The 21,938-nt window shown below is 71.8% G+C and carries 20 protein-coding genes and 1 pseudogene; 15 read left to right on the top strand and 6 right to left on the bottom strand.

Features of this window, described 5'->3' with window-relative positions; all coding sequences use genetic code 11:
* Position 1: 1 nt before the first annotated feature.
* The 3 genes from GGQ63_RS03745 to GGQ63_RS03735 all read right to left on the bottom strand — a co-directional run bounded on the left by GGQ63_RS03745 (position 2) and on the right by GGQ63_RS03735 (position 3,416).
* Positions 2 to 601 carry a DUF1254 domain-containing protein gene (locus GGQ63_RS03745; protein WP_183852706.1) on the bottom strand — a complete coding sequence of 200 codons (600 nt, stop codon included), beginning with the start codon at positions 599 to 601 and terminating at the stop codon, positions 2 to 4.
* Positions 598 to 1,185 carry a DUF1214 domain-containing protein gene (locus GGQ63_RS03740; protein WP_183852704.1) on the bottom strand — a complete coding sequence of 196 codons (588 nt, stop codon included), beginning with the start codon at positions 1,183 to 1,185 and terminating at the stop codon, positions 598 to 600. Before GGQ63_RS03740 ends, GGQ63_RS03745 begins: the two co-directional genes overlap by 4 nt.
* A gap of 101 nt (positions 1,186 to 1,286) precedes the next feature.
* Positions 1,287 to 3,416 carry a transglycosylase domain-containing protein gene (locus GGQ63_RS03735; RefSeq protein WP_246429641.1) on the bottom strand — a complete coding sequence of 710 codons (2,130 nt, stop codon included), beginning with the start codon at positions 3,414 to 3,416 and terminating at the stop codon, positions 1,287 to 1,289.
* A gap of 226 nt (positions 3,417 to 3,642) precedes the next feature.
* Between GGQ63_RS03735 and GGQ63_RS21940 the strand changes: the two are divergent.
* From GGQ63_RS21940 to GGQ63_RS03695, 9 genes and pseudogenes are all read left to right on the top strand, one after another.
* A pseudogene (locus GGQ63_RS21940) lies at positions 3,643 to 4,107 on the top strand (YcgN family cysteine cluster protein); the annotation flags it as partial.
* 312 nt (positions 4,108 to 4,419) lie between these two features.
* Positions 4,420 to 4,695 (top strand): YdeI/OmpD-associated family protein, encoded by a 276-nt coding sequence (locus tag GGQ63_RS21935; RefSeq protein WP_246429640.1) that lies wholly within the window; start codon positions 4,420 to 4,422, stop codon positions 4,693 to 4,695.
* 99 nt (positions 4,696 to 4,794) lie between these two features.
* Complete coding sequence (locus GGQ63_RS03725) at positions 4,795 to 5,433, top strand: NAD(P)H-dependent oxidoreductase (protein ID WP_183852697.1); 639 nt, start codon at positions 4,795 to 4,797, stop codon at positions 5,431 to 5,433.
* A 71-nt stretch (positions 5,434 to 5,504) separates the two neighbouring features.
* Complete coding sequence (locus tag GGQ63_RS03720) at positions 5,505 to 5,879, top strand: YciI family protein (protein WP_183852695.1); 375 nt, start codon at positions 5,505 to 5,507, stop codon at positions 5,877 to 5,879.
* On the top strand, positions 5,876 to 7,135 hold the full coding sequence (locus GGQ63_RS03715; RefSeq protein WP_183852693.1) for a sigma-70 family RNA polymerase sigma factor: 1,260 nt from the start codon (positions 5,876 to 5,878) through the stop codon (positions 7,133 to 7,135). The genes GGQ63_RS03720 and GGQ63_RS03715 overlap by 4 nt, the downstream gene beginning before the upstream one ends.
* A gap of 91 nt (positions 7,136 to 7,226) precedes the next feature.
* Positions 7,227 to 7,670, top strand: coding sequence for a VOC family protein (locus GGQ63_RS03710; RefSeq protein ID WP_183852690.1), 444 nt, complete (start codon positions 7,227 to 7,229; stop codon positions 7,668 to 7,670).
* Between the two features lie 58 nt (positions 7,671 to 7,728).
* Complete coding sequence (locus tag GGQ63_RS03705; protein ID WP_183852688.1) at positions 7,729 to 8,082, top strand: DUF1428 domain-containing protein; 354 nt, start codon at positions 7,729 to 7,731, stop codon at positions 8,080 to 8,082.
* A 48-nt stretch (positions 8,083 to 8,130) separates the two neighbouring features.
* Complete coding sequence (locus GGQ63_RS03700; protein ID WP_183852686.1) at positions 8,131 to 8,544, top strand: DoxX family protein; 414 nt, start codon at positions 8,131 to 8,133, stop codon at positions 8,542 to 8,544.
* Between the two features lie 217 nt (positions 8,545 to 8,761).
* Positions 8,762 to 10,030 carry a DUF2254 domain-containing protein gene (locus GGQ63_RS03695; protein ID WP_183852684.1) on the top strand — a complete coding sequence of 423 codons (1,269 nt, stop codon included), beginning with the start codon at positions 8,762 to 8,764 and terminating at the stop codon, positions 10,028 to 10,030.
* A 204-nt stretch (positions 10,031 to 10,234) separates the two neighbouring features.
* Here the strand turns inward: GGQ63_RS03695 and GGQ63_RS03690 are convergent, their stop codons facing one another.
* The 3 genes from GGQ63_RS03690 to GGQ63_RS03680 all read right to left on the bottom strand — a co-directional run bounded on the left by GGQ63_RS03690 (position 10,235) and on the right by GGQ63_RS03680 (position 13,350).
* Positions 10,235 to 10,726 (bottom strand): GFA family protein, encoded by a 492-nt coding sequence (locus tag GGQ63_RS03690; RefSeq protein ID WP_183852682.1) that lies wholly within the window; start codon positions 10,724 to 10,726, stop codon positions 10,235 to 10,237.
* A 219-nt stretch (positions 10,727 to 10,945) separates the two neighbouring features.
* A complete protein-coding gene (locus tag GGQ63_RS03685; protein ID WP_183852680.1) occupies positions 10,946 to 11,446 on the bottom strand; it encodes a hypothetical protein in 501 nt (166 codons plus the stop codon).
* 1,565 nt (positions 11,447 to 13,011) lie between these two features.
* A complete protein-coding gene (locus GGQ63_RS03680) occupies positions 13,012 to 13,350 on the bottom strand; it encodes a YbhB/YbcL family Raf kinase inhibitor-like protein (protein WP_246429607.1) in 339 nt (112 codons plus the stop codon).
* Positions 13,351 to 13,501: 151 nt separating this feature from the next.
* Between GGQ63_RS03680 and GGQ63_RS03675 the strand changes: the two genes are divergently transcribed.
* The 6 genes from GGQ63_RS03675 (at position 13,502) to GGQ63_RS03650 (ending at position 21,634) form a co-directional block, all read left to right on the top strand.
* A complete protein-coding gene (locus tag GGQ63_RS03675; protein ID WP_183852678.1) occupies positions 13,502 to 14,056 on the top strand; it encodes a hypothetical protein in 555 nt (184 codons plus the stop codon).
* The gene (locus GGQ63_RS03670) at positions 13,962 to 15,341 is read left to right on the top strand and encodes a DNA-packaging protein (protein WP_183852676.1); all 1,380 of its coding nucleotides are present in this window, start codon (positions 13,962 to 13,964) and stop codon (positions 15,339 to 15,341) included. The genes GGQ63_RS03675 and GGQ63_RS03670 overlap by 95 nt, the downstream gene beginning before the upstream one ends.
* 1,135 nt (positions 15,342 to 16,476) lie before the next feature.
* The gene (locus GGQ63_RS03665; protein ID WP_183852674.1) at positions 16,477 to 17,634 is read left to right on the top strand and encodes a phage portal protein; all 1,158 of its coding nucleotides are present in this window, start codon (positions 16,477 to 16,479) and stop codon (positions 17,632 to 17,634) included.
* Positions 17,635 to 17,680: 46 nt separating this feature from the next.
* The gene (locus GGQ63_RS03660) at positions 17,681 to 17,866 is read left to right on the top strand and encodes a hypothetical protein (RefSeq protein WP_183852672.1); all 186 of its coding nucleotides are present in this window, start codon (positions 17,681 to 17,683) and stop codon (positions 17,864 to 17,866) included.
* Between the two features lie 1,325 nt (positions 17,867 to 19,191).
* Positions 19,192 to 19,737 (top strand): HK97 family phage prohead protease, encoded by a 546-nt coding sequence (locus tag GGQ63_RS03655; protein ID WP_183852670.1) that lies wholly within the window; start codon positions 19,192 to 19,194, stop codon positions 19,735 to 19,737.
* A 673-nt stretch (positions 19,738 to 20,410) separates the two neighbouring features.
* Positions 20,411 to 21,634 (top strand): phage major capsid protein, encoded by a 1,224-nt coding sequence (locus GGQ63_RS03650; protein WP_183852668.1) that lies wholly within the window; start codon positions 20,411 to 20,413, stop codon positions 21,632 to 21,634.
* Positions 21,635 to 21,938: the final 304 nt, after the last annotated feature.

Raw genomic sequence — 21,938 nt, 5'->3', positions numbered from 1 at the left:
TTCAGTTGCCTCCGCCACCGGCCGCCGTGGGAGCGGCGGCGGAGGTGCGCGTCGCCGGCACCGGATCGGAGCATCGCGCCGCAGCGAGGGCGGCTTCCGTCTCTGGCAGCAGCGTCGGGTCGGCGACGAAGCTGCGCAAGAGCACGAAGCCGCGATCGACCGGCAGTTCGATGACGATCGTCGTCTCGAGGGCGTCGACCGGGTTCTCCCGCATCCGCGCCATCTGCACCGAGGTGGCGAGCACCATGTCGAAGCCGCCTTCGCCGGCCGAGCGGTCGTTGAGGCTGTAGACGCTGCGGCCACGGCGGTCATAGATCGCCGCCGACCAGAACTCCGCCGGCAGCGCGGCGTGAATGCGGATCGGCCGCTCGGCGAGGGAGAAGCGGCAGACCGCGAAGGCCATGTCGGGATCGAGATAGGGGAGCGGTTCGGTGCCCGGCTCCGACATCGGCAGGAGGTGGAAATCGCCGTCCGTGCCGAACCGGCCCATCGAGGTCCAGGCGTCGCGATTGGCGAAATCGGGCACCAGCAACACCACGACGACGTGGATGATGCCGCCGAGCAGCAGGCCGCCGAGCGCGTAGACGAGGGTCCGCATCATCGGCATTCCCCCCGTTCGATCCGCGGCATGACGAGATCGCGCACGTCCGATCCCGAGCCGACGGGGGTATCGTAGAGCCGCAGGAGCAGTCGGAAGCTGCCGCCGGTCGCGACCGGCAGCCAGTTGCCCGGCTCCGCCTCGGGGCCGATCGCGATCACGAAGCGGCCGTCCGCCTCCCTCAGGATCTCGCGCGAGTGGAAGCTCGTGCGCCGCACCGCGTTGTCCATCAGATGGCCCTCGGCGTCATAGGCGGTGAGGGTCCACAGCCGCGCCGCCGGCGTCTGGCCGACGATCCGGTAGCTGCAGCGGCCGGACAGCGGGGTGCCCGCATCGTCCGCCTCCGCGATGAAGATGAGCCCCTCGCCGGCGCCGAGCGGCACCTCGCCGGAACGGGCCTGCATCGCCTTGGTGTAGGGGTCGGCGTCCGGGCTGCCGGAGGCCGGCCAGGCCGACCAGGCGCCCGCCGTCACCGCGCCGAAGGGGCGGTCCCGGTCGAGCACGAGCGCGGCCGAACCGAAGCCGACGAGACAGGCGATCGCGAGCCCGACCGTCAGATCGACGAGGAATCGAAAGGGGTGGCGCACGGTCGCTTCCGCTCGAAAAGGGCCGCGACGTGCTTAGAGCATTTCGCGGCGGGACGGAAAGGGCGGCGCGGGTTTTCGGCGGGCCGCGGACGCGCGGTGCATCACGGCGAGGCCGGGGTGTCCGGGCCGCCGGCGACGAGGGCGGGCGGCTGCGCGGACGCCTCGCGCGGCGGGGCCCCGGCGGCCGGGGTGAGCGGCGGGGCGGCCTCGAGCAGGCGCTCGATCTCGCCGAGCCGGCGCGCCGTGGCGGCCGAGAGCGTCAGCGGCCGCGCTCCCCCGGCGATCGCCACCGGCACTTCGGGCCGCTCCCCATCGGTCGGGCCGCCCTCGATATAGGGAATCGGCTTCAGCTCGATGCCGCTATGGGCGTAGGTCATGAACTTCTTCCAGGTCGCGGCCGGCAGCGCGCCGCCGGTCAGCTTGTCCGACGAGGTGAAGTCGTCATTGCCGAACCAGACGCCGGCGACGTAATTGCCGGTGAAACCGACGAACCAGGCGTCGCGATAGGCATTCGTCGTGCCGGTCTTGCCGGCGGTGCGGATGCCGTCGAGCTTCGCCTGACGGCCGGTGCCCCATTCCGGCACCTGAACGAGGATCGAGTTCATCGCGGCCGCGGCCTCCTCGGTCAGCACGCGGGCGGGCGGCGGCTCGTCGCGGGCATGGTCGTAGAGGACCTTGCCGTCGCTCGTCACGATCTGGGTGAAGGGATAGGGCTTCGCCCGCAGCCCGCCATTCGCAAAGGCCGCATAGGCCCCCGTCATGTCGAGCACCGAGACCTCGGCGACGCCGAGCGGCAGGGCGCGCGTGATCTTGAGCTCCGAGGTGATGCCCATGCGGTGCGCCGTCTCGATGATCTTGTCGCGGCCGAGCGCCTGCGCGAGGCGGACGGGCACGGTGTTGATCGATTTGACGAGCGCGGTCGTCAGCGTGATGTTGCCCGAATAGGACCGCCCGTAATTCTGCGGCGACCAGTTGCCGATCGAGATCGGCGCGTCGAGCACGACGGATTTCGGCGTGTAGCCGTTCATCATCGCGGTCGCATAGACGAAGGGCTTGAAGGACGAGCCGGGCTGGCGGAGCGCGGCCACCGCGCGGTTGAACTGGCTCTCGCCGTAATCGCGGCCGCCGACCATCGCGCGCACCGCGCCGTCGGGATCGGCGGCGACCATCGCGCCCTGCTTGACGCGGAAGCGCTCGCCGGATTCGCGCAGCGACGACAGCACCGCCTCTTCGGCCGCGCCTTGCAGGTTCATGTCGATCGTCGTCTTGACGATCAGCGGCCGGTCGCCGCTCTTCACCACCTTCTTCACCTCGTCAAAGGCCCAGTCGAGGAAGAAGTCGGGCGAGGCGCCCTCGGTGGCGCGGATCGCCGTCGCCGGGTGCCGGCGGGCGCTCATCACCTGGCCCTCGGTCATGAAGCCGGCCTGGACGAGATTGGTCAGCACCTCGTTGGCGCGGGCGCGCGCCGCCGGCAGGTTGACGTGCGGCGCATAGCGCGCCGGCGCCTTGTAGAGACCGGCGAGCATCGCCGATTCGGCGAGGGTGAGGTCGCGGACCGACTTGCCGAAATAGAACTCGGCCGCCGCCGCGGCGCCGAAATTGCCGCCGCCCATATAGGCGCGGTCGAGATAGAGCTTGAGGATCTCGGGCTTCGTCAGGTTCCATTCGAGCCAGACGGCGAGGAAGGCCTCCTTGATCTTGCGCTCGAAGGTCCGCTCGTTCGACAGGAAGAGATTCTTGGCGAGCTGCTGGGTGATCGAGGAGCCGCCCTGGACGACGCCGTCGGCCTGCAGGTTCTGAACGAGCGCGCGGATCGTCCCCAGCGGGTCGATGCCGAAATGGGTGAAGAAGCGGCGGTCCTCGGTGGCGAGCGTCGCCTTGATCAGCTGGTCCGGCATCTGCTCGAGCGGCACATTGTCGGAAAGGCGGATGCCGCGCTTGCCGATCTCGTTGCCGTAGCGGTCGAGGAAGGTGACGGAATAGTCGGACTGGGCGAGCCAGTCGGTCCGGGTCGCCTCGAAGGCCGGCATGGCGAGGGCGAGCACGCCGACCGAGCCGATCGCGCCGAGGCTGAGCGCATCGCCGAGAAGTTCGACCGGCGCGCGCAAGGGACCGGAGACGCGGAAGCGCCGGGCGAAGCGCGAGGCCGCCTCAATGCCTTGAACGAGGCCGGTGCGAACCCGATAAAGAGAGGAATCGAGCCAGGCGTCGATCTCGATCGGACGGATCAACGGTCCCCGGAACCACGGCTTGCCGGGCCGCGGTGCCGCCGGCTCCGCGCTCTGCGGGCTCGCGGCGTCGGAGGGCCGGGCGTTGCCGCCGGTCAGCCGCCGCCCCGCCTCGAGGATCCGTTTCAGGAAAGCACGCAACAGAGGCCTAACCCGTTTCAAAAAGCGGCGGAAAGCTGTTAGGACCGCGCTGGCCCGCGCGGCCGAGGATAAGCGAAGTCCGATGCCCATGCCTAGGAAGAACGGCGAAAGCGAGACCGAGCCGTTCTGGCGACGCCTGACGCTCGACGAGATGAGCCCGCAGGAGTGGGAATCGCTGTGCGACGGCTGCGCCCGCTGCTGTCTCAACAAGCTCGAGGACTGGGACACCGGCGCGATCTACTGGACGAATGTCCGCTGCAGCCTGCTCGACGAGACGAGCTGCCGCTGCTCGGACTATCCGAACCGCACCACGAGGGTGCCCGACTGCATCCCGCTCGACGCCGAGGCGGCCCGCACTCTCACCTGGCTGCCGCCGACCTGCGGCTACCGGCTCGTCGCCGAGGGGCGCGATCTCTATTGGTGGCACCCGCTCGTCTCGGGCGACCCCGACACGGTCCACCTCGCCGGCATTTCGGTGCGCGGCCGGACGGTGAGCGAGGCCGGCATGGCGGTCGAGGATTACGAGAACCACCTCGTCGAATGGCCGGGCGAGCGGCCCGACGAGCGCGAGGGCCTGCCGGTCCTCGGCTTCACCGATGCCGAGGGCTTCACGGCGTGGCTCGAGCGGCAGCACGACCGGATCGGCGGCCTCTGGCTGCGTTTCGAAAAAGGTGATCCCGCCGGAGGGGGTGGCCTCGGCCGCGAGGCGGCGCTCGACATCGCGGCGACCTTCGGCTGGGCGGAAGGCCGCAAGGCGCCGGAGGACGACCGTCACTGGCTGCAGCGTCTGGCGCGGCGCACCCCGCGGAGCCGCTGGTCGGCGGAGGACCGGAACCGCGCCGAAGCGCTGATCGCCGCCGGCCGGATGCGTCCCGCCGGCCTCGCGGCGGTCGCGGCGGCGCAGGCCGACGGGCGCTGGGAGGCCGCCGTCGCGGCGGCGCCCCGCCGCCCGGCGCTGCCGGCCGATCTCCTCGCCGCCTTCGCCGTGCGGCCGGAGGCCGAGGCGGCGTTCCTGGCGCTCGACCCGGCCGAGCGCCACGCGCTCGTCCGCCGCCTCGATGCCGCGCGGTCGGCGCCCGTGCGGGCGGGACGGATCGCCGAACTCGTCGAGCGGCTTTCCGGTCCGCGCCCGCCGCGCTGAGGTCCGGCCGGCTGGTCGAGCGGCGCCCGGCTGATCGAGATCAAGGACGGCACGGGCGCGGCGGGCGATGAATCGCGCTTTCCGTTCAGGAATGCGCCGATGCCGAAGACCGCGTCGACCCTCCCGGCCCGCCCCGCTGCCGCCTCTGCGTCCGCGGCGAAGTCGGTGCTCGTCGTTCAGGGCCACCCCGACCCGGCGGGTGGCCATCTCTGTCACGCGCTCGCCGACGCTTACGCCGCAGCCGCGGAGGAGGCGGGCCACAGGGTCGACCGGATCGAGGTCGCCGCGCTCGACTTCCCGCTGTTGCGCACGAAGGAGGCGTTCGAGCACAGCCCGCTCCTCGAGGCGCTCGTCCCGGCGCACGAGAAGATCCTTGCGGCGGATCACATCGTCATCGTCTTCCCGCTCTGGCTCGGCACCATGCCGGCACTCTTCAAGGCTTTTCTCGAGCAGATCATGCGGCCGGGCGTCGCCTTCGCCTATCGCGACAAGGCGCTGCCGAAGAAACTCTTCAGCGGCCGCACGGCGCGGATCGTGGTGACGATGGGGATGCCGGCGGCGCTCTACCGGTTCTTTTACATGGCGCACGGCGTCCGCGGGCTCGAGCGCAACATCCTGCGCTTCGTCGGCATCGCGCCGGTGCGCACGACGCTCCTCGGCATGGTGGAGGGGGCGAGCCGCGGCCGCGTCGAGGGGTGGCTCGCGGCGATGCGCCGGCTCGGCGCGGCGGCCCGCTGAAGTTTTTGCCGCCGCCTGTCGGAGCGCGGCATACTCCCCCGTCCTAGATGCGACGGAGGAGTCCGCGAAAAATGCTCTACGCCATCCTGTGCTACCACTCGGAGGACGCGGTCGGCTGCTGGACCAAGGAGGAGGACGACGCCGTGATGGCGCGGATCGCCGCCGTGATCGAGAAGCCGGCGCGCGAAGGCCGGCTCGGTCCGGTCGCCCGGCTGCTGCCGACCACCGCGGCGACGACGCTGCGGAGCGACGGCCGCGACGCGCCGCTGGTGCTCGACGGCCCGTTCGCCGAGACGAAGGAACAGCTGCTCGGCTTCTATCTCGTCGATTGCGAGACGCTCGACGAGGCGATCGCGCTCGCGAAGGAGATCTCGGCCGCCAATCCGGGCGGCGCGCACGAGGTGCGGCCGGTCGGCTATTTCATGGAAAGCGAGGGACGGCGGTGAGCGAGCTCGCCTGGATCGACGCGGCGCTGTCGGGCGCGCGGCCGCAGGTCATGGGGGCGCTCACGCGCTATTTCCGCGACCTCGACCTCGCCGAAGAGGCGTTTCAGGAAGCGTGCATCCGGGCGCTCGCCACCTGGCCGCGCAACGGCCCGCCGCGCGATCCCGCGGCGTGGCTGATCTTCGTCGGCCGCAATGTCGCGATCGACCAGGTGCGGCGGCGGGCGAAGCAGACGGCGCTGCCCGAGGAGGACCAGATCTCCGATCTCGGCGACGCCGAGGCGGAGATCGCCGACCGGCTCGACGGCGCGCATTATCGCGACGACCTGCTGCGGCTCCTCTTCATCTGCTGCCATCCGGACCTGCCGGCGACCCAGCAGATCGCGCTCGCGCTCAGGATCGTCTCCGGCCTCTCGGTGAGGCAGATCGCGCGCGCCTTCCTCGTCGGCGAGAGCGCGATGGAGCAGCGCATCACCCGCGCCAAGGCGAAGGTCGCCGCCGCCGCCGTGCCCTTCGAGGCGCCCGGCGCGGTCGAGCGGGCCGAGCGGCTCGCGGCCGTCGCGGCGATGCTGTATCTCGTCTTCAACGAGGGCTATTCCGCCCCCGCCGTCGGGGCGGAGGCGCGCGGCGCGCTCGCCGAGGAAGGCATCCGGCTCGCCCGGCTGCTGCTGCGGCTCTTCCCGGCCGAGCCGGAGATCATGGGCCTGCTCGCGCTGATGCTGCTGCAGCACGCCCGCCGGCCGGCGCGATTCGACGCCGCGGGCGAGGTGGTGCTGCTCGAGGAGCAGGACCGCGGCCTGTGGAACCGGGCGATGATCGCCGAGGGGCTCGCCCTCGTCGACAAGGCGATGCGGCATCGCCGGCCCGGCCCCTACCAGATCCAGGCGGCGATCGCCGCGCTGCACGCCCGCGCGCCGACCGCCGCGGCCACCGACTGGACCGAGATCGACCTCCTCTACGGCACGCTCGAGCGGATCCAGCCCTCGCCGGTCGTCACCCTCAACCGGGCGGTGGCGGTCGCCAAGCGGAAGGGGGCCGAGGCCGCGCTCGCGATGATCGAGCCGCTCGGCGAACGGCTCGCCGGCTATTTCTATTTCTTCGGCCTCAAGGGGGCGCTGCTCTCCGAGCTCGGCCGCGCAGGCGAAGCGCGCGAGGCCTTCGGCCGGGCGATCGCGCTCGCCAACAGCCCCGCCGAGGCGGCCCATATCCGCATGCAGCTCGACCGGCTGATGGCCGACCGCGTCGCCGGGCCGGGGTGAGCGACGAAAAAGATCGACGCCACCTGTCGGCACGGGCGGCCGCCGACCGTCCTTCGAACGAACCCGATCGGGGAAGGACGAGGAGAGACCGATGACCGCCGAAGCCGCAGCGCGCGAAGCCGAGCACGCCGCCCCGCCGAGACCGGCGCCCGCCCTCAACGGGCTCGTCCCCTATCTTCAGCTCGACGGCGCCGAAAAGGCCGCGGTCTTCTACGAGACCGCCTTCGCCGCCTTCCGCGCCTTCGCCATGCCGGCCGACGAGAAGGGCCGGACGATGCACATCCACCTGCACGTCAACGGTTCCTCGCTGATGCTGTCGGACCCCTATCCGGACTACGGCCACCCCTTCAGGCCGGCGCAGGGCTACACGCTCACCCTGATGGTCGAGGATGTCGACGCCTGGTACGAGCGCGCCATCGCCGCCGGCTGCGCCTCGGTCGGCCCGCCCGCCGACATGTTCTGGGGCGACCGCTTTGCCACGGTGAAGGACCCGTTCGGCGTCGAATGGGCGATGAACGGGCCGGCGAGGGGCTGAGCCCCGCCGGTCCATCGATCCGGCCGATCGGACGACGTTTCAGGAGAGGAGAAAGACCATGACGTATGTCGACGGGTTCGTGCTCGCCGTGCCGAAGGCGAATCTCGAGGCCTATAAGGAGATCGCCCGCCTCGCCGGGTCGCTGTGGAAGGAGCACGGCGCGCTCGCCTATGTCGAGGCGGTCGCCGACGATGTCCCCTATGGCGAGCGGACCTCGTTTCCGCGCGCCGTCGAGGCGAAGGAGGACGAGACGGTGATCTTTTCCTGGATCGTCTACGAATCCCGCGCCGTGCGGGACGCGGTGAACGCCAAGGTGATGGCCGATCCGCGCTTCCAGTTCGAACCCGAAACGACGCCGTTCGACATGACGCGGATGATCTATGGCGGGTTCGAGGCGTTTCTGGAGCTCTGAGCGGCGGCGACGGGCCGGCGTCCGGCCTTTCGAGCACAAGGGGGCGCGATGAGCGCGGGGGGAGGCACCGCGATGCCGCGGCGGACGATCGTGGCGGGCTGGACGATCTCCGGCATCGTCATCGCCTTTCTGGTGATGGACGGGGGAGCGAAGCTCGTCCCGTTCGGGCCGGTGATCGAGACCATGGCGGCGCTCGGTTGGCCGGGCGACGTGGCGACGGCGCGGGGGCTCGGCATCGTCCTCCTCGCGATCACCGCTCTCTATGGGTGGCCGGGGACCTCGGTGCTCGGTGCGGTGCTGCTGACGGCCTATCTCGGCGGCGCCGTCGCCACCCATGCGCGGATCGGCAGTCCGCTCGTGACCCACACGCTGTTCGGCGTCTATATCGGCGGGCTCGCCTGGCTCGGGCTCTGGCTGCGGATGCCGGCGCTGCGGCGGATCGTGCTGCCGCGCGAGGGTTAGCCGGGCCGCCCGTCCTTCGGGCGGCGCGCCGTCATGGCGGCCACACGGCCGGCCGGCCTGCGCGGCGGGCCTGTTCACGATCGACAAGGCTCGCGATGATCGATGGCGCAGTTGAGGCGTTGCCGTCGGGCGCGCCGCATCGACCGCGGCGGCAAGCGCGGCAGCCTGCCGCGCCCCCGCCCGTGCGGGTCGGGGGGTGGCCGGAGGAGGCGTGGACATGACGGCGAGGGTGTGGGCGGCGCTGGAGGCGGTCCGCGAGCGGATCTGGTTCACTGCGGCGATCTATGCCGTGATCGGCATCGCGGTCGCGCTCGTCGCCCGCTTCGCCGCCCCCTATCTGCCGCAGGGCGCGGCGATCGAGCTCGGCTCGGGCGCCGTCGATTCGGTGCTCACCATCCTCGCTTCGTCGATGCTGACGGTCACGACCTTCTCGCTCGGCACGGTGATCTCCGCCTTTTTCGGTGCCGCGAGCAACGTCACGCCGCGGGCGACCGGCCTGCTCGCCGCCGACGGCACCAGCCAGCGGGTGCTGTCGACCTTTCTCGGCGCGTTCATCTTCAGCCTTGTCGGCATCATCGGCCTGCAATCGGGCCTCTATGACGAGCGCAGCCGCTTCGTGCTGTTCGTCGCCACCGTCGCCCTCGTCGTGCTGATCGTCATCGCGATGCTGCGCTGGATCGGTCACCTCAACCGCTTCGGCCTGCGCGACGACACGCACGGCCGGATCGAGGCGGCGGCGGCGCAGGCGCTCGCGGAACGGATCGAGGCGCCCTTTCTCGGCGGCCGCCCGGCCGACGGGCCGCCGCCGGCCGGCGCGCGGCCGGTGCTCGCCGAGGCCGTCGGCTATGTGCGGCGGGTCGACATCGCCGGGCTCGACGCGCTCGCCGCGCGGGCCGGCGCCGCGGTGCAGCTCGCCGCCTCGCCGGGCGGCTTCGTGCACCTCAGGGCGCCGCTCGCCTTCGTCTGGCAGGCGGGCGAGCCGGAGGAGGAGAAGCTCGCGCCGGCCGCATTCGACGCCCGGCTGCGCGAATGCTTCATCGTCGAGCCGACGCGCGCCTTCGCGCACGATCCGCGCTTCGGCCTCGTGGTGATGAGCGAGACGATGGAGAAGGCGCTGTCGCCGGCGATCAACGACACCGGCACAGTGGTCGACATGCTGGGGCGGGCGGTGCGCGTGCTGTCGCGGCTCGCCGAACGCGGCCGGGCGGAGATCGAGCATCCGCGCGTCGCCGTGCCGCCGCTCTCCACGGCCGATCTGATCGACGACGTGTTCGGCGGCGTCGCCCGCACGGGCGCGGCCGGCTTCGCCGTCCACGTCCGGCTGCAGAAGGCGCTCGCCGCGCTCGCCGGGCTGGAGGGAGCCGGCTTCGGCCCGCCGGCCCGCGCGGTCTCCGCCGCCGCCCTCGCCGCGGCGACGCCGCATCTCGCCCCCGCCGACCGCGCCGCGGTCGCCGCCCTCGCCGAGCGGGTCGCGGCGACCGGCTGACCGCCGGCGGAGCGGCGGCGGCGCGCGACGTGCCGGCGGACGGCCGGGCGAGAGGACGCGGGCGCCGCTGTGCCGGCCGACCTGCTGCCCGTCCCCGATGGGGCGGGTGAAGAGGAGCCTGTCGACGGCGATCGGCGGGATGAGCATGGGGCCGTCGGCCGGCGCGCGCCGCGTCGGCGGGACGGGCGCCGCCGGACCGGACCGTCAACCGGTGGGCCGGGACTCCGGCGGCCATTCGGTGGTGTCGTGGTCGGGGTGCTGGCGGTTGCTCGCCCGGATGCGCGGGAGATAGCCCTTGGGGTCGACCGAATAGGTCGGCCGATCGCCCGGCAGATCGGCGAGATGCTGGTACCAGGCGAGGCGGCTCTCGATGCCGTATTGCACGACCGACGGCACGGCCTCCGGGTCGTCGAAACAGCCGGCCAGAACGCCGATGTCGGGCGCCTCCGGATAGTTGAAGATCATCGGCGTGCCGCAGTCGCGGCAATAGCCGCGCTGCGCCAGCGCCGAACTCGCAAACCAGGCGAAGGCGCCGCGCGTCACGCGGAAGTGCACCTTCTCGACCGGGCTGATCACCGCGAACGGCCCGCCGACCGCCTTCTGGCACATCCGGCAATGGCAGACATGGACGTTTTCCGGCGGCGCGTCGCAGGCGAACCGGATCGCGCCGCATTGGCATCCGCCGGTGAGGGGCATGGGGTTCCTCTTGGGCGAGGGGGTGAAAGCCGGCCGACATTAGGGCAAGCCTTCTTCAGGACAAGCCTTCTTCGCCGTCATGCCGGCCTTTGTGATTGCGGTCGGGGGAGGGACTGCGACGCCACCTCATCGTCATCCCCGCGAAGGCGGGGATCCATTCAGCCGATGACCGATGGTGTCCTGCTTGATGGATCCCCGCCTTCGCGGGGATGACGGAGGTTATCGCACGGTTCGTTGTCCCGATATTGCCTCCAGAAGGTCCTGGAAGGCCCTTATCCGGCAAATGGTGCCCTTGAAGTGTCGGACACGGGCAATCGAGTCCCGCTGCCCGGCAAGCGTCAGCGGCGTTCCAACGAGACTGCGGTCGTGCCAGCCATCCACCGTTCCACGGGTCTTGGTCCGGTCGCCCAGGACCGAAACCGGGCCAGCCGGCCGGCACCAACAGAGCGAGTCCCGCCAGAATGTGACGAAGAGTGTCGTTTCATTCGCTTCGTAGAACGTCCGGATCTGGTTCATGTCGCGCGTCCCGACGCCGCGGTCACCGCGCAACCTTGTCAGCTCATCGCGGACTTCCTCCCAGCGGCCCTGTTCGCAGAGCTCCGGCGGCGTCGCGCCATAGCCGAGCCGGAGATAGCCGCCTTCGATACACTCCTGTTCCCAGATGCCTCGTTCGCCCAACTTGATGAAGTAGGCGTCGTGAGCCTGCCAATCGCCTTTCATAGTCCCCCGGATGCGTGGGTCCCGCAACTATGGATGCAGATCGGGTGTCAGTTTGCAACGATAAAGGATAGGAAAAAAAACCTTGACTGCGTGACGGTGTTTCGGTAGGGTTGTGGCATCGTCGGATAGTTGCGCTTCGGGCGGCGGCGGCGGCGGCGGTGATGCGGGCTTCGGCTTCGGCTTCGGCTTCGGCTTCGGCTTCGGCTTCGGCTTCGGCTTCGGCTTCGGTGTATTCACCCCCCACCCCGACCCTCCCCCACAAGGGGGGAGGGAGTGGGCCGATCCTCGGTCGTCGGGCGTGAGGTCTTCGAACAGCCCCGTCCAGCCGTCATGCCGGCCTCTGTGCCGGCATCCATAATCGTGCGGGTTGGTGTTCCGGGGACGGTCCTTCCCACCCGTCTGCGGGCTCCTGACCGTGTGGCGCTGCGGCGGCGCGTCGTCGCCCGGCGGCACGGGTATGGACCCCGGCACGGAGGCCGGGGTGACGGGTGCTCTGGGGAGGTGATGCCGGCTTCGGCTTCGGCGTAATCACCCCCCACCCCGACCCTCCCCCACAAGGGGGGAGGGAGAAGGGCCGATCCTGGAATTGTCGGGGGGCGCGTGCCTCGAACAGTCCCCACCACCCGTCATGCCGGCCTCTGTGCCGGCATCCATAATCGTGCGGGTTGGTGTTCCGGGGACGGTCCTTCCCACCCGTCTGCGGACCTCCTGACCGTATGGGGCGGTGGCAGGCGTCTTCGCCCGGCGGCACGGGTATGGACCCCGGCACGGAGGCCGGGGTGACGGGCGTGCGGGCTGGTGGCGAGCCTCCGGCTTCGGCCCATTCACCCCCCACCCCCACCCTCCCCCACACGGGGGGAGGGAGAAGGGCCGATCCTGGAATTGTCGGGGGGCGTGTGCCTCGAACAGTCCCCACCACCCGTCATGCCGGCCTCTGTGCCGGCATCCATAATCGTGCGGGTTGGGCGGTCCGGGACGGTCTTTCCCGCCCGTCTGCGGGCCTCCTGACCGTGTGGCGCTGCGGCGGCGCGTCGTCGCCCGGCGGCACGGGTATGGACCCCGGCACGGAGGCCGGGGTGACGGGTGTTCTGGATTGGTGGCGGGCTTCGGCTTCGGTGTATTCACCCCCCACCCCGACCCTCCCCCACACGGGGGGAGGGAGAAGGGCCGATCCTGGAATTGTCGGGGGGCGCGTGCCTCGAACGGCCCCGTCCAGCCGTCATGCCGGCCTCTGTGCCGGCATCCATAATCGTGCGGGTTGGTGTTCCGGGGACGGTCCTTCCCACCCGTCTGCGGGCTCCTGACCGTGTGGGGCTGCGGCGGCGTGTCGTCGCCCGGCGGCAGGGGTATGGACCCCGGCACGGAGGCCGGGGTGACGGGTGTGCGGGCTGGCGGCGAGCCTTCGGCTCGATGTATTCATCCCCCACCCCGACCCTCCCCCACACGGGGGGAGGGAGAAGGGCCGATCGGGGTTTCAGTCGGCTGTTTGGGCGTTCCGGCTTCGCCTCGCCGGGGTGACAGCCATGTGGATTGAACCGGCCTTCCGTACATGAAGGCCGTTGGCCCTACGGAAAGCGTTTGCGGGCAGTGGCCGTGGCCAAGGCTTTTCCGCCGCCGTCCAGCGCCTTCACCGTGAACTCGTACATATGCGGCGAAGGAGGGCAGGGGCCACGATAGCGGAATGCGCCGTAGGGCAGAGAATCACCGGAATAGGCGATCTTTCCACCGCCGTGGTTGAACGTCCTCATATTCAGATCGGTCATGCGGATGTCGAGCTTCTTGGTGCCCGCCGGCACGCCCCGAAGCTTCATGGGCGGCGATTTGCCGTCGAAGCACTTGGTGGTCGGTCCCCATTCGAAGGAAACCGACATCTCTGCATGCGCGGCGCTCAGGGACGCCAGCAAGGCGGCTGCTGCTATAATCAATCTCACGTTTTCCCCCGGGGTTCAGTCGATCACCACGGCTCCACCGTGTGAGGCTACAACCGGGCAGTGCAGGCCTCAACCCTGGTAGAGATACGGATGCGTGTCGGGGCGGCAGGAGGCGGAGGGGCGGATGGGGGAGGGGGTGGCGCGGCGGAAGCTTTCGGGCGACGACCTCGCCGCGATGGAGACGCTCTATCGCGACGGCGTGTCGATCTATGTCATCGCCGACCGCTTCCGCATCCAGCATTCGACCGTCGGCTATCACGCCCGCACCAAGGGCTGGCGGCGGACGGCGCGGGTGCATGTGACGCGGGCGACCGAACGGAGCGTGCCGGTGCGGCCGAGGAGCCAGCGGCGCGAGACGCGGCGGGTGCGCATCGTCAGGCGGATGATCACCGCGTTCGAGCGGCAGATCGCGGCCCTCGAGGCGCGCTTCGGCGAGGGCGCCGGCGCCGCGCTCGACGAGCCGGGCGTCAAGATGCTCGGCGCGCTCGCAAAGACCTTCGAGACGCTGATCGCGCTCGACCGGGCGGCGCGCGAGGCGCCGCGCCGCGGCGGGCGGACGGGCGAGGCCGCGGCGGGGGATCCGGATGATCGAACTGCCGAAGGCGCGGGCGGTGACGCCGGCGATCGCGACCGGCTCCGCGCGGAGATTGCGGACCGCCTTTCGAAACTCATCGGCTGAGGGCCGCGACCCGGCGGCGGCGATCGCCGCGCTGTCGGAGGCGGAGCTCGCGCGGTTCGCCGCCGACTGGGATTTCTGGGCGCGCGACGACCAGCTGCCGCCGGAGGGCGACTGGCTGACCTGGCTGATGCTCGGCGGCCGCGGCGCGGGCAAGACGCGGGCCGGCGCCGAATGGGTGCGCGCCCTCGTCGAGGGCCGGCCGGGCTGGACCGAGCGCCCGTGCGGCCGGATCGCGCTCGTCGGGGAGACGATGGCCGATGTCCGCGAGGTGATGGTCGAGGGTCCGTCGGGCCTGCTCGCGATCGCCCCGGCGGCGACGCGGCCGCGCTTCCAGCCGTCGCGCCGGCGGCTCGAATGGGACAACGGCGCGGTGGCGCTGATGTTCTCGTCGGAGGACCCGGAGAGTTTGCGCGGGCCGCAATTCGACGCCGCCTGGGCCGACGAGCTCGGCAAATGGCGGCATCAGGAGGAGAGCTTCGACATGCTGCAATTCGGCCTGCGGCTCGGATCGCTGCCGCGCCAGGTGATCACCACGACGCCGCGGGCGACGCCGCTCGTCAGGAAGCTCGTCGCGATGGAGCGCACCGCGGTGACCCGCGCCGCGACGCGGGCGAACCTCGCCCATCTGGCGCCGGGCTTCCTCGAGCGCGTCGTCGGCCGTTATGCCGGGACGCGGCTCGGCCGGCAGGAGCTCGACGGCGAGCTGATCGAGGACCGGGCGGACGCGCTGTTCTCGCGCGCGGCGATCGAGGCGCTGCGCGTCGGCGGGGCGCCGCCGCTCGCCCGCATCGTCGTCGCCGTCGACCCGCCGGCCTCGGGCCGGCGCGGGGCGGATTCCTGCGGCATCGTCGCCTGCGGCGTCACCGCCGGCGGGGCGGGCTATGTGCTCGCCGATGCGAGCGTCTCCGAAGCGCGGCCGGACCGCTGGGCGGCGGCGGCGATCGGGCTCTACCGCGCGCTCTCGGCCGATGCGCTCGTCGCCGAGGTGAACCAGGGCGGCGACATGGTGGCGAGCGTGATCGGCAATGTCGATCCGGACGTGCCGGTGACGCCGGTCCGCGCGACGCGGGGCAAGTATCTGCGCGCCGAACCGGTCGCCGCGCTCTATGCGCAGGGCCGGGTGCGGCACGCCGGCCGGTTCGCCGCGCTCGAGGACGAGATGGCCGATTTCGGCCCGGACGGGCTGTCGAACGGCCGCTCGCCGGACCGGCTCGACGCGCTCGTCTGGGCGCTCACCGTGCTGATGCTGCGCACGGGAAGCGGGCCGCGGGTGCGGGTCTTGTGAGGGGGCGGTTTTTGCGGGCCGGGCAGGGGAAGGCCCTCACCCTACCCTCTTCCCCACCCGGCTCGGCTGTTGCCGAGCCGGGTGGGGAAGAGGCGAAGTCGGCAACAGCCGACTTCGCCGGCGGGAGAGGGGGTGGCGGCGTCGCGCGCTCGCCCGGCGTCACGAGTATGGACCCCGGCACGGAGGCCGGGGTGACGGGTGTTCCGGAGCCCGATGGTGCTCTCGGGCTCTGACGGTCTCGTCCTTGAGCGGCTTCGATGGCGTTCGGGGGCACGCGATCGACCGGGTTCTGAACGATCCCCTCCACCCGTCATGCCGGCCTCCGTGCCGGGGTCCATAATCGTGACGTGCGTGCTGTGAGAACGGTTCTCCCCATCCGTCATCCCGGCGGAAGCCGGGACCCATCACGCCGCGCTACGGCCGCCCCGATCGGACCGAGCCCGGGCGCTGCGCGATGAGTCCCGGGTCTCGGCTACGCCTCGCCCGGGACGACGGGTGCGGGGGGCGGCGGCGGTGCTCGGGCGGCCCGGTGGCACGATTATGGACCCCGGCACGGAGGCCGGGGTGACGGGTGTTCCGGAGCCCGATGGTGCTCTCGGTCTCTGACGGTCTCGTCCTTGGGCGGCTTCGATGGCGTTCGGGGGCACGCGATCGACCGGGTTCTGGACGATCCTCTCCACCCGTCATGCCGGCCTCCGTGCCGGCATCCATAATCGTGACGTGCGTGCTGTGAGAACGGTCCTCCCCATCCGTCATCCCGGCGGAAGCCGGGACCCGTCACGCCGCGCGACGGCCGCCCCGATCGGACCGAGCCCGGGCGCTGCGCGATGGGTCCCGGGTCTCGGCTACGCCTCGCCCGGGATGACGGTGCGGGGCGGCGGCGTCGCGCGCTCGCCCGGCGTCCCGATTATGGACCCCGGCACGGAGGCCGGGGTGACGGGTGCTTTGGGGGAGGCGAGGGCGCTCTGCGTCCGCGAGCCGCCCCGCTGGCTTCGGCCCATTCACCCCCCACCCCCGGCCCTCCCCCACGAGGGGGGAGGGAGAAGGGGCCGCTCCGGGTCGGAGGGGCGCCGACCGGGGCGGGATGGTTGCTCTGCGGGATCGGTAGCGGCCTCGCGAAAAATCGGAGGATGGCATGGCGCAGCCTTTCTGGCGGCGGGTGTTCGCGGCGCGCGAGCGGAAAGCCTCGGCGACCGCGCCGCTGGTCGCGTTCGGCTTCGAGGGCCGGGCGGTGTGGACGGCGCGCGACGTCGCGGCGCTGGCGCGCGAGGGGTTCCTCAAGAACGCCGTCGTCTATCGCGCCGTGCGGCTCGTCGCCGAGAGCGCGGCCGCGGTGCCGCTGCTCCTCTATGACGGCGAGGACGAGGTGGCGGCGCATCCGCTGCTCGACCTCCTCGCCCGGCCGAACCGGCGACAGAGCGGGGCGGTGTTCCTCGAGGCGCTCTATGGCCATCTGCTCGTCGCCGGCAACGCCTATGCCGAGGCGGTGGCGCTCGACGGCCGGCCGGCGGAACTGCACGCGCTGCGGCCCGACCGGATGAAGGTCGTCGCCGGGCCGGAGGGCTGGCCGGAGGCGTTCGACTATACGGTCGGGGCGCGCACCGTGCGCTTCGCCATGGAGGGCGTGCCGGAGCCGATCCTGCATCTCGCACTCTTCCATCCGCTCGACGATCATTACGGCTTCGCGCCGATCGAGGCGGCGGCGACCGCGCTCGACATCCACAACGCCGCCGGTGCCTGGAACAAGGCGCTGCTCGACAATTCGGCCCGGCCGTCGGGCGCGCTCGTCTATCGCGCCGAGGGCGGCGCGGCGCTCTCGCGCGACCAGTTCGAGCGGCTGAAGGCCGAGCTCGAGGCGGGCTTCCAGGGCCAGGCGAATGCCGGCCGGCCGCTGCTCCTCGAGGGCGGGCTCGACTGGACCGCGATGGCGATGAGCCCGCGCGACATGGACTTTCAGGAGGCGAAGAACGGCGCGGCGCGCGAGATCGCGCTCGCCTTCGGCGTGCCGCCGATGCTGCTCGGCATTCCGGGCGACGCGACCTATGCGAACTATGCCGAGGCGAACCGCGCCTTCTGGCGCCAGACCGTGCTGCCGCTCGTCGGCCGCACCGCGGCGGCGCTCGGCCAGTGGCTGGCGCCCGCCTATGGCGGGGCGCTGCGGCTCGCCTTCGACGCCGACGGCATCGAGGCGCTGTCGGCCGAGCGCGAGGCGCTGTGGCGGCGGGTCGAGCGCGCCGGCTTCCTGTCGGACGACGAGAAGCGCGCCGCCGTCGGCTACGGGCCGCGCGGCTGAGGCTCTTGCGACATTCGGATCGGGGCGGGGGCGAGGAGGCAGGACCATGACGCTCACCGAGATCTTCGCGCGACGCGGCGACCTCGCCCATCTCGCGCTCTTCCTCTGGGCCTCGAGCGCGAGCGGCCTCGCCCTCGTCGCGGTGCGCGAGCTCATCCGCTCGAACCGGCGCTTCAACGACTTCGTCGCCGAGATCGCGCGCTTGAATCAGCTTTTCAGGGATCGTCGCTAACCGACTCCGGAGGCAGGGGAATGTGGCAGGGGGTGAACCGGATTCTGAAGCGCGACCGGGCCGATCACCGGCCGGTCTTCCGCGACTTCGCGGGCCTGATCGCCCGGCTGATCGGGGCGGGGTGAGGGGCGGCGCGGCCCTGGATCGGCGGTTCTGGACGGGCGGTCTTGGACGGCGGTCTTGGACGGGCGGCGATACGAGAGAGCGGTTTCCCTCCCCCCTTGTGGGGGAGGGAGAACGGGCCGCTCCGGGGTGCGCCGACTGCTCTGCGCGATGGGTCCCGGGTCTCGGCTACGCCTCGCCCGGGATGACGGGTGCGGGGGGTGGCGGCGGTGCTCGGGCGGCCCGGTGGCACGATGATGGACCCCGGCACGGAGGCCGGGGTGACGGGTGTTCCGGAGCCCGATGGTGCTCTCGGGCTCTGACGGTCTCGTCCTCGAGCGGCTTCGATGGCGTTCGGGGGCACGCGATCGACCGGGTTCTGGACGATCCCCTCCACCCGTCATGCCGGCCTCCGTGCCGGCATCCATAATCGTGACGTGCGTGCTGTGAGAACGGTTCTCCCCATCGTCATCCCGGCGGAAGCCGGGACCCATCATGTCGCGCGACGGCCGCCCCAATGGGACCCAGCCCGGGCGCCGCTCGATGGATTCCGGGTCCCGGCTACGCCTCGCCCGGGATGACGGTGTGGGATGGCGGTGGCGCTCGGGCGGCCCGGCGTCCCGATTATGGACCCCGGCACGGAGGCCGGGGTGACGGGTGTTCCGGAGCCCGATGGTGCTCTCGGGCTCTGACGGTCTCGTCCTTGAGCGGCTTCGATGGCGTTCGGGGGCACGCGATCGACCGGGTTCTGAACGATCCCCTCCACCCGTCATGCCGGCCTCCGTGCCGGGGTCCATAATCGTGACGTGCGTGCTGTGAGAACGGTCCTCCCCATCCGTCATCCCGGCGGAAGCCGGGACCCATCACGCCGCGCTACGGCCGCCCCAATGGGACCGAGCCCGGGCGCCGCGCGATGGGTCCCGGGTCTCGGCTACGCCTCGCCCGGGATGACGGGTGCGCGGGGTGGCGGCGATGCTCGGGCGGCCGGACGGCACGATTATGGACCCCGGCACGGAGGCCGGGGTGACGGGTGCTCGGGTAGGTGAGGGCGCTCTGTGTCCGCGAGCCGCCCCGCCGGCCTCGGCGTATTCACCCCCCACCCCGACCCTCCCCCACAAGGGGGAGGGAGTGGGCCGATCGGGGGTGGGCCGGCCGCTCGGGGGGTGGCCTTCATCGGCCGATCGATCTTTTTCGGGCGAAGGCCCGCACAGTTCGGAGCAGTCATGGACAAGGGTTCGGCGCTCGCCGCGGGCGAGCGGAAGGATGCGCGCGCCGATCTGTCGGCGATCGACGTCGAGGGGACGTTTTCGGGCTATGCGACGCTGTTCGGCCGGCGCGACCTGTCGGGCGACGTCGTCATGCCCGGCGCCTTCCGCGCCGCGCTTGCGGCGAAGGGGGCGGGCGGCATCCGCATGCTGTTCCAGCACGATCCGGCGCTGCCGATCGGCACCTGGCTCGACATCCACGAGGATGCCCGCGGCCTGTTCGTCAAGGGCCGGCTCGCCGCCGAGGTGGCGAAGGCGCGCGAGGTGCGCGCGCTGATGCGGGCCGGCGCGCTCGACGGGCTGTCGATCGGCTTCCGCACCGTGAAGGCCGAGCGCGACCGGGGAACCGGCACGCGCCGGCTCGTCACCATCGATCTGTGGGAGATCTCGGTCGTCACCTTCCCCATGCTGCCGGAGGCCCGCGTCGCCGCTGTGAAGGCCGATGCCGGCCTCGCCGCGGACCTGCGCCGCGCCGCCCGCCGGCTCGCGCCCCGGACGGCGTGAGGGGCGGGCTTCTGCCGCGGCCCGTTCATCCCCCACCCCGACCCTCCCCCACGAGGGCGGAGGGAGAAGGGCCGCTCCGGGGTGCGCCGGCTGCTTTGCGCGATGGGTCCCGGATCTCGGCTTCGCCTCGCCCGGGATGACGGGTGCGCGGGGTGGCGGCGGTGCTCGGGCGGCCCGGCGGCACGAGTATGGACCCCGGCACGGAGGCCGGGGTGACGGGTGTTCCGGGGAGGCGAGGGGGATCTCCGGCGCCGACGGTCTCGGCCTTGGGCGGCCGCGATGGCGCCTTCTCGCACCCGTGTAAGGTTTTCGAACGGCCCCCTCCACCCGTCATGCCGGCCTCCGTGCCGGCATCCATAATCGTGACGGTTGGCGTGGCCGCGCCGCCCTGATGCATGCTCGGCTTGATGGATCCCGGGTCTCGGCTTCGCCTCGCCCGGGATGACGGGTGCGCGGGGTGGCGGCGGTGCTCGGGCGGCCGGACGGCACGATGATGGACCCCGGCACGGAGGCCGGGGTGACGGGTGTTCCGGGGAGGCGATGGTGCTCTCCGGCGCCGACGGTCTCGGCCTTGGGCGGCCTCGATGGCGCCTTCTCGCACCCCGGTGCGCGGCTCGTCGAACCGCCTCCTGCCTCTCTCGATTCAACGGACTTCCACCGAAAGGACATCAGCATGACCGAACGGACGGGTGCGCCCGAGCAGAAGGGTGCGGACGAGATCGCCGGCGCCTTCGACGACTTCATGCGCGCCTTCGAGAGCTTCAAGGAGACCAATGATGCCCGGCTCGCCGAGATCGAGGAGAAGCTCGCCGCCGACGTCGTCACCGAGGAGAAGCTCGCCCGGATCGACCGGACGCTCGACGAGCTGAGCCTCAAGGCGCGGCGGCCGCCGCTCGCCCCCGGTGAGCGCGGCGCCGCGGCGGCCTCCGAGCGCAAGACCGCGTTCGAGGGCTATGTCCGCTCCGGCGCCGAGGACGGGCTGCGGCGGATCGAGGCGAAGGCGCTGTCGGTCGGCTCGGCGCCGGACGGCGGCTATCTGGTGCCCGTGGAGATCGAGCGCGAGATCGGCAAGCGGCTCGCCGCGCTGTCGCCGATCCGCGCGATCGCCGATGTGCGCCAGGTGTCGGGCTCGACCTACCGCAAGCCCTTCATGACGGCCGGGCCGGCGGTCGGCTGGGTCGGCGAGACGGCGGCGCGGGCGCAGACCGGGTCGCCGACCCTCGCCGCGCTCGATTTCCCGACCATGGAACTCTACGCCATGCCGGCGGCGACGCCGGGCCTGCTCGACGACGCCGCCGTCGACATCGAGGCGTGGATCGCCGGCGAGGTCGAGGCGGCCTTCGCCCTCCAGGAGGGGGCCGCCTTCGTCGCCGGCGACGGCGAGAACAAGCCGCGCGGCTTCCTCGACTACGACACGGTCGCCGATGCGGCCTGGAGCTGGGACAAGCTCGGCTATCTCGCCACCGGCGTCACGGGCGGCTTCGCGGCGGCGAACCCGTCCGACCGGCTGATCGACCTCGTCTATGCGCTCAAGGCCGGCTACCGGCAGAACGCGCATTTCGTCATGAACCGCAAGACGCAGGGCGCGATCCGCAAGTTCAAGGACGAGGACGGCGCCTATCTCTGGGCGCCGCCGTCGACGCCCGGCGCCGCCGCGACGCTCGTCAACTTTCCCGTCGCCGAGGCGGAGGACATGCCCGACATCGCCGCCGGCTCGTTCTCGGTCGCCTTCGGCGACTTCCGCCGCGGCTATCTGGTGGTCGACCGGACCGGCGTGCGGGTGCTGCGCGACCCCTATTCGGCGAAGCCCTACGTGCTCTTCTACACCACCAAGCGGGTCGGCGGCGGGGTGCAGGACTTCGAGGCGATCAAGCTCATGAAGTTCGCCGCGGCGTGAGGGGGAACGGCGCTGCTTCCCCCCTTGGGGGGAGGGAGAGGTCGATCGGGGGGAGGCGGCTGCTCCGCGCGATGGGTCCCGGGTCTCCGCTCCGCTCCGCCCGGGATGACGGGTGTTCAGGGTGGCGGCGGTGGTCGGGCGGCCCGGCGGCACGATTATGGACCCCGGCACGGAGGCCGGGGTGACGGGTGCTTTGGGGGGCGGTCACCCTCCCGGGTTCCGGCCGGCCGGCTTTCTTCCTGCGCGCTTCCGTCGGTTTCCCGAGCCGACCCCTCCACCCGTCATGCCGGCCTGCGTGCCGGCA

Origin of the sequence: Prosthecomicrobium pneumaticum (genome assembly GCF_014199915.1) — a bacterium.
Lineage (GTDB): Bacteria > Pseudomonadota > Alphaproteobacteria > Rhizobiales > Kaistiaceae > Prosthecomicrobium > Prosthecomicrobium pneumaticum.
Note: the sequence above shows the minus strand (reverse complement) of the source record. Positions and strands in the feature narration are given on the sequence as shown.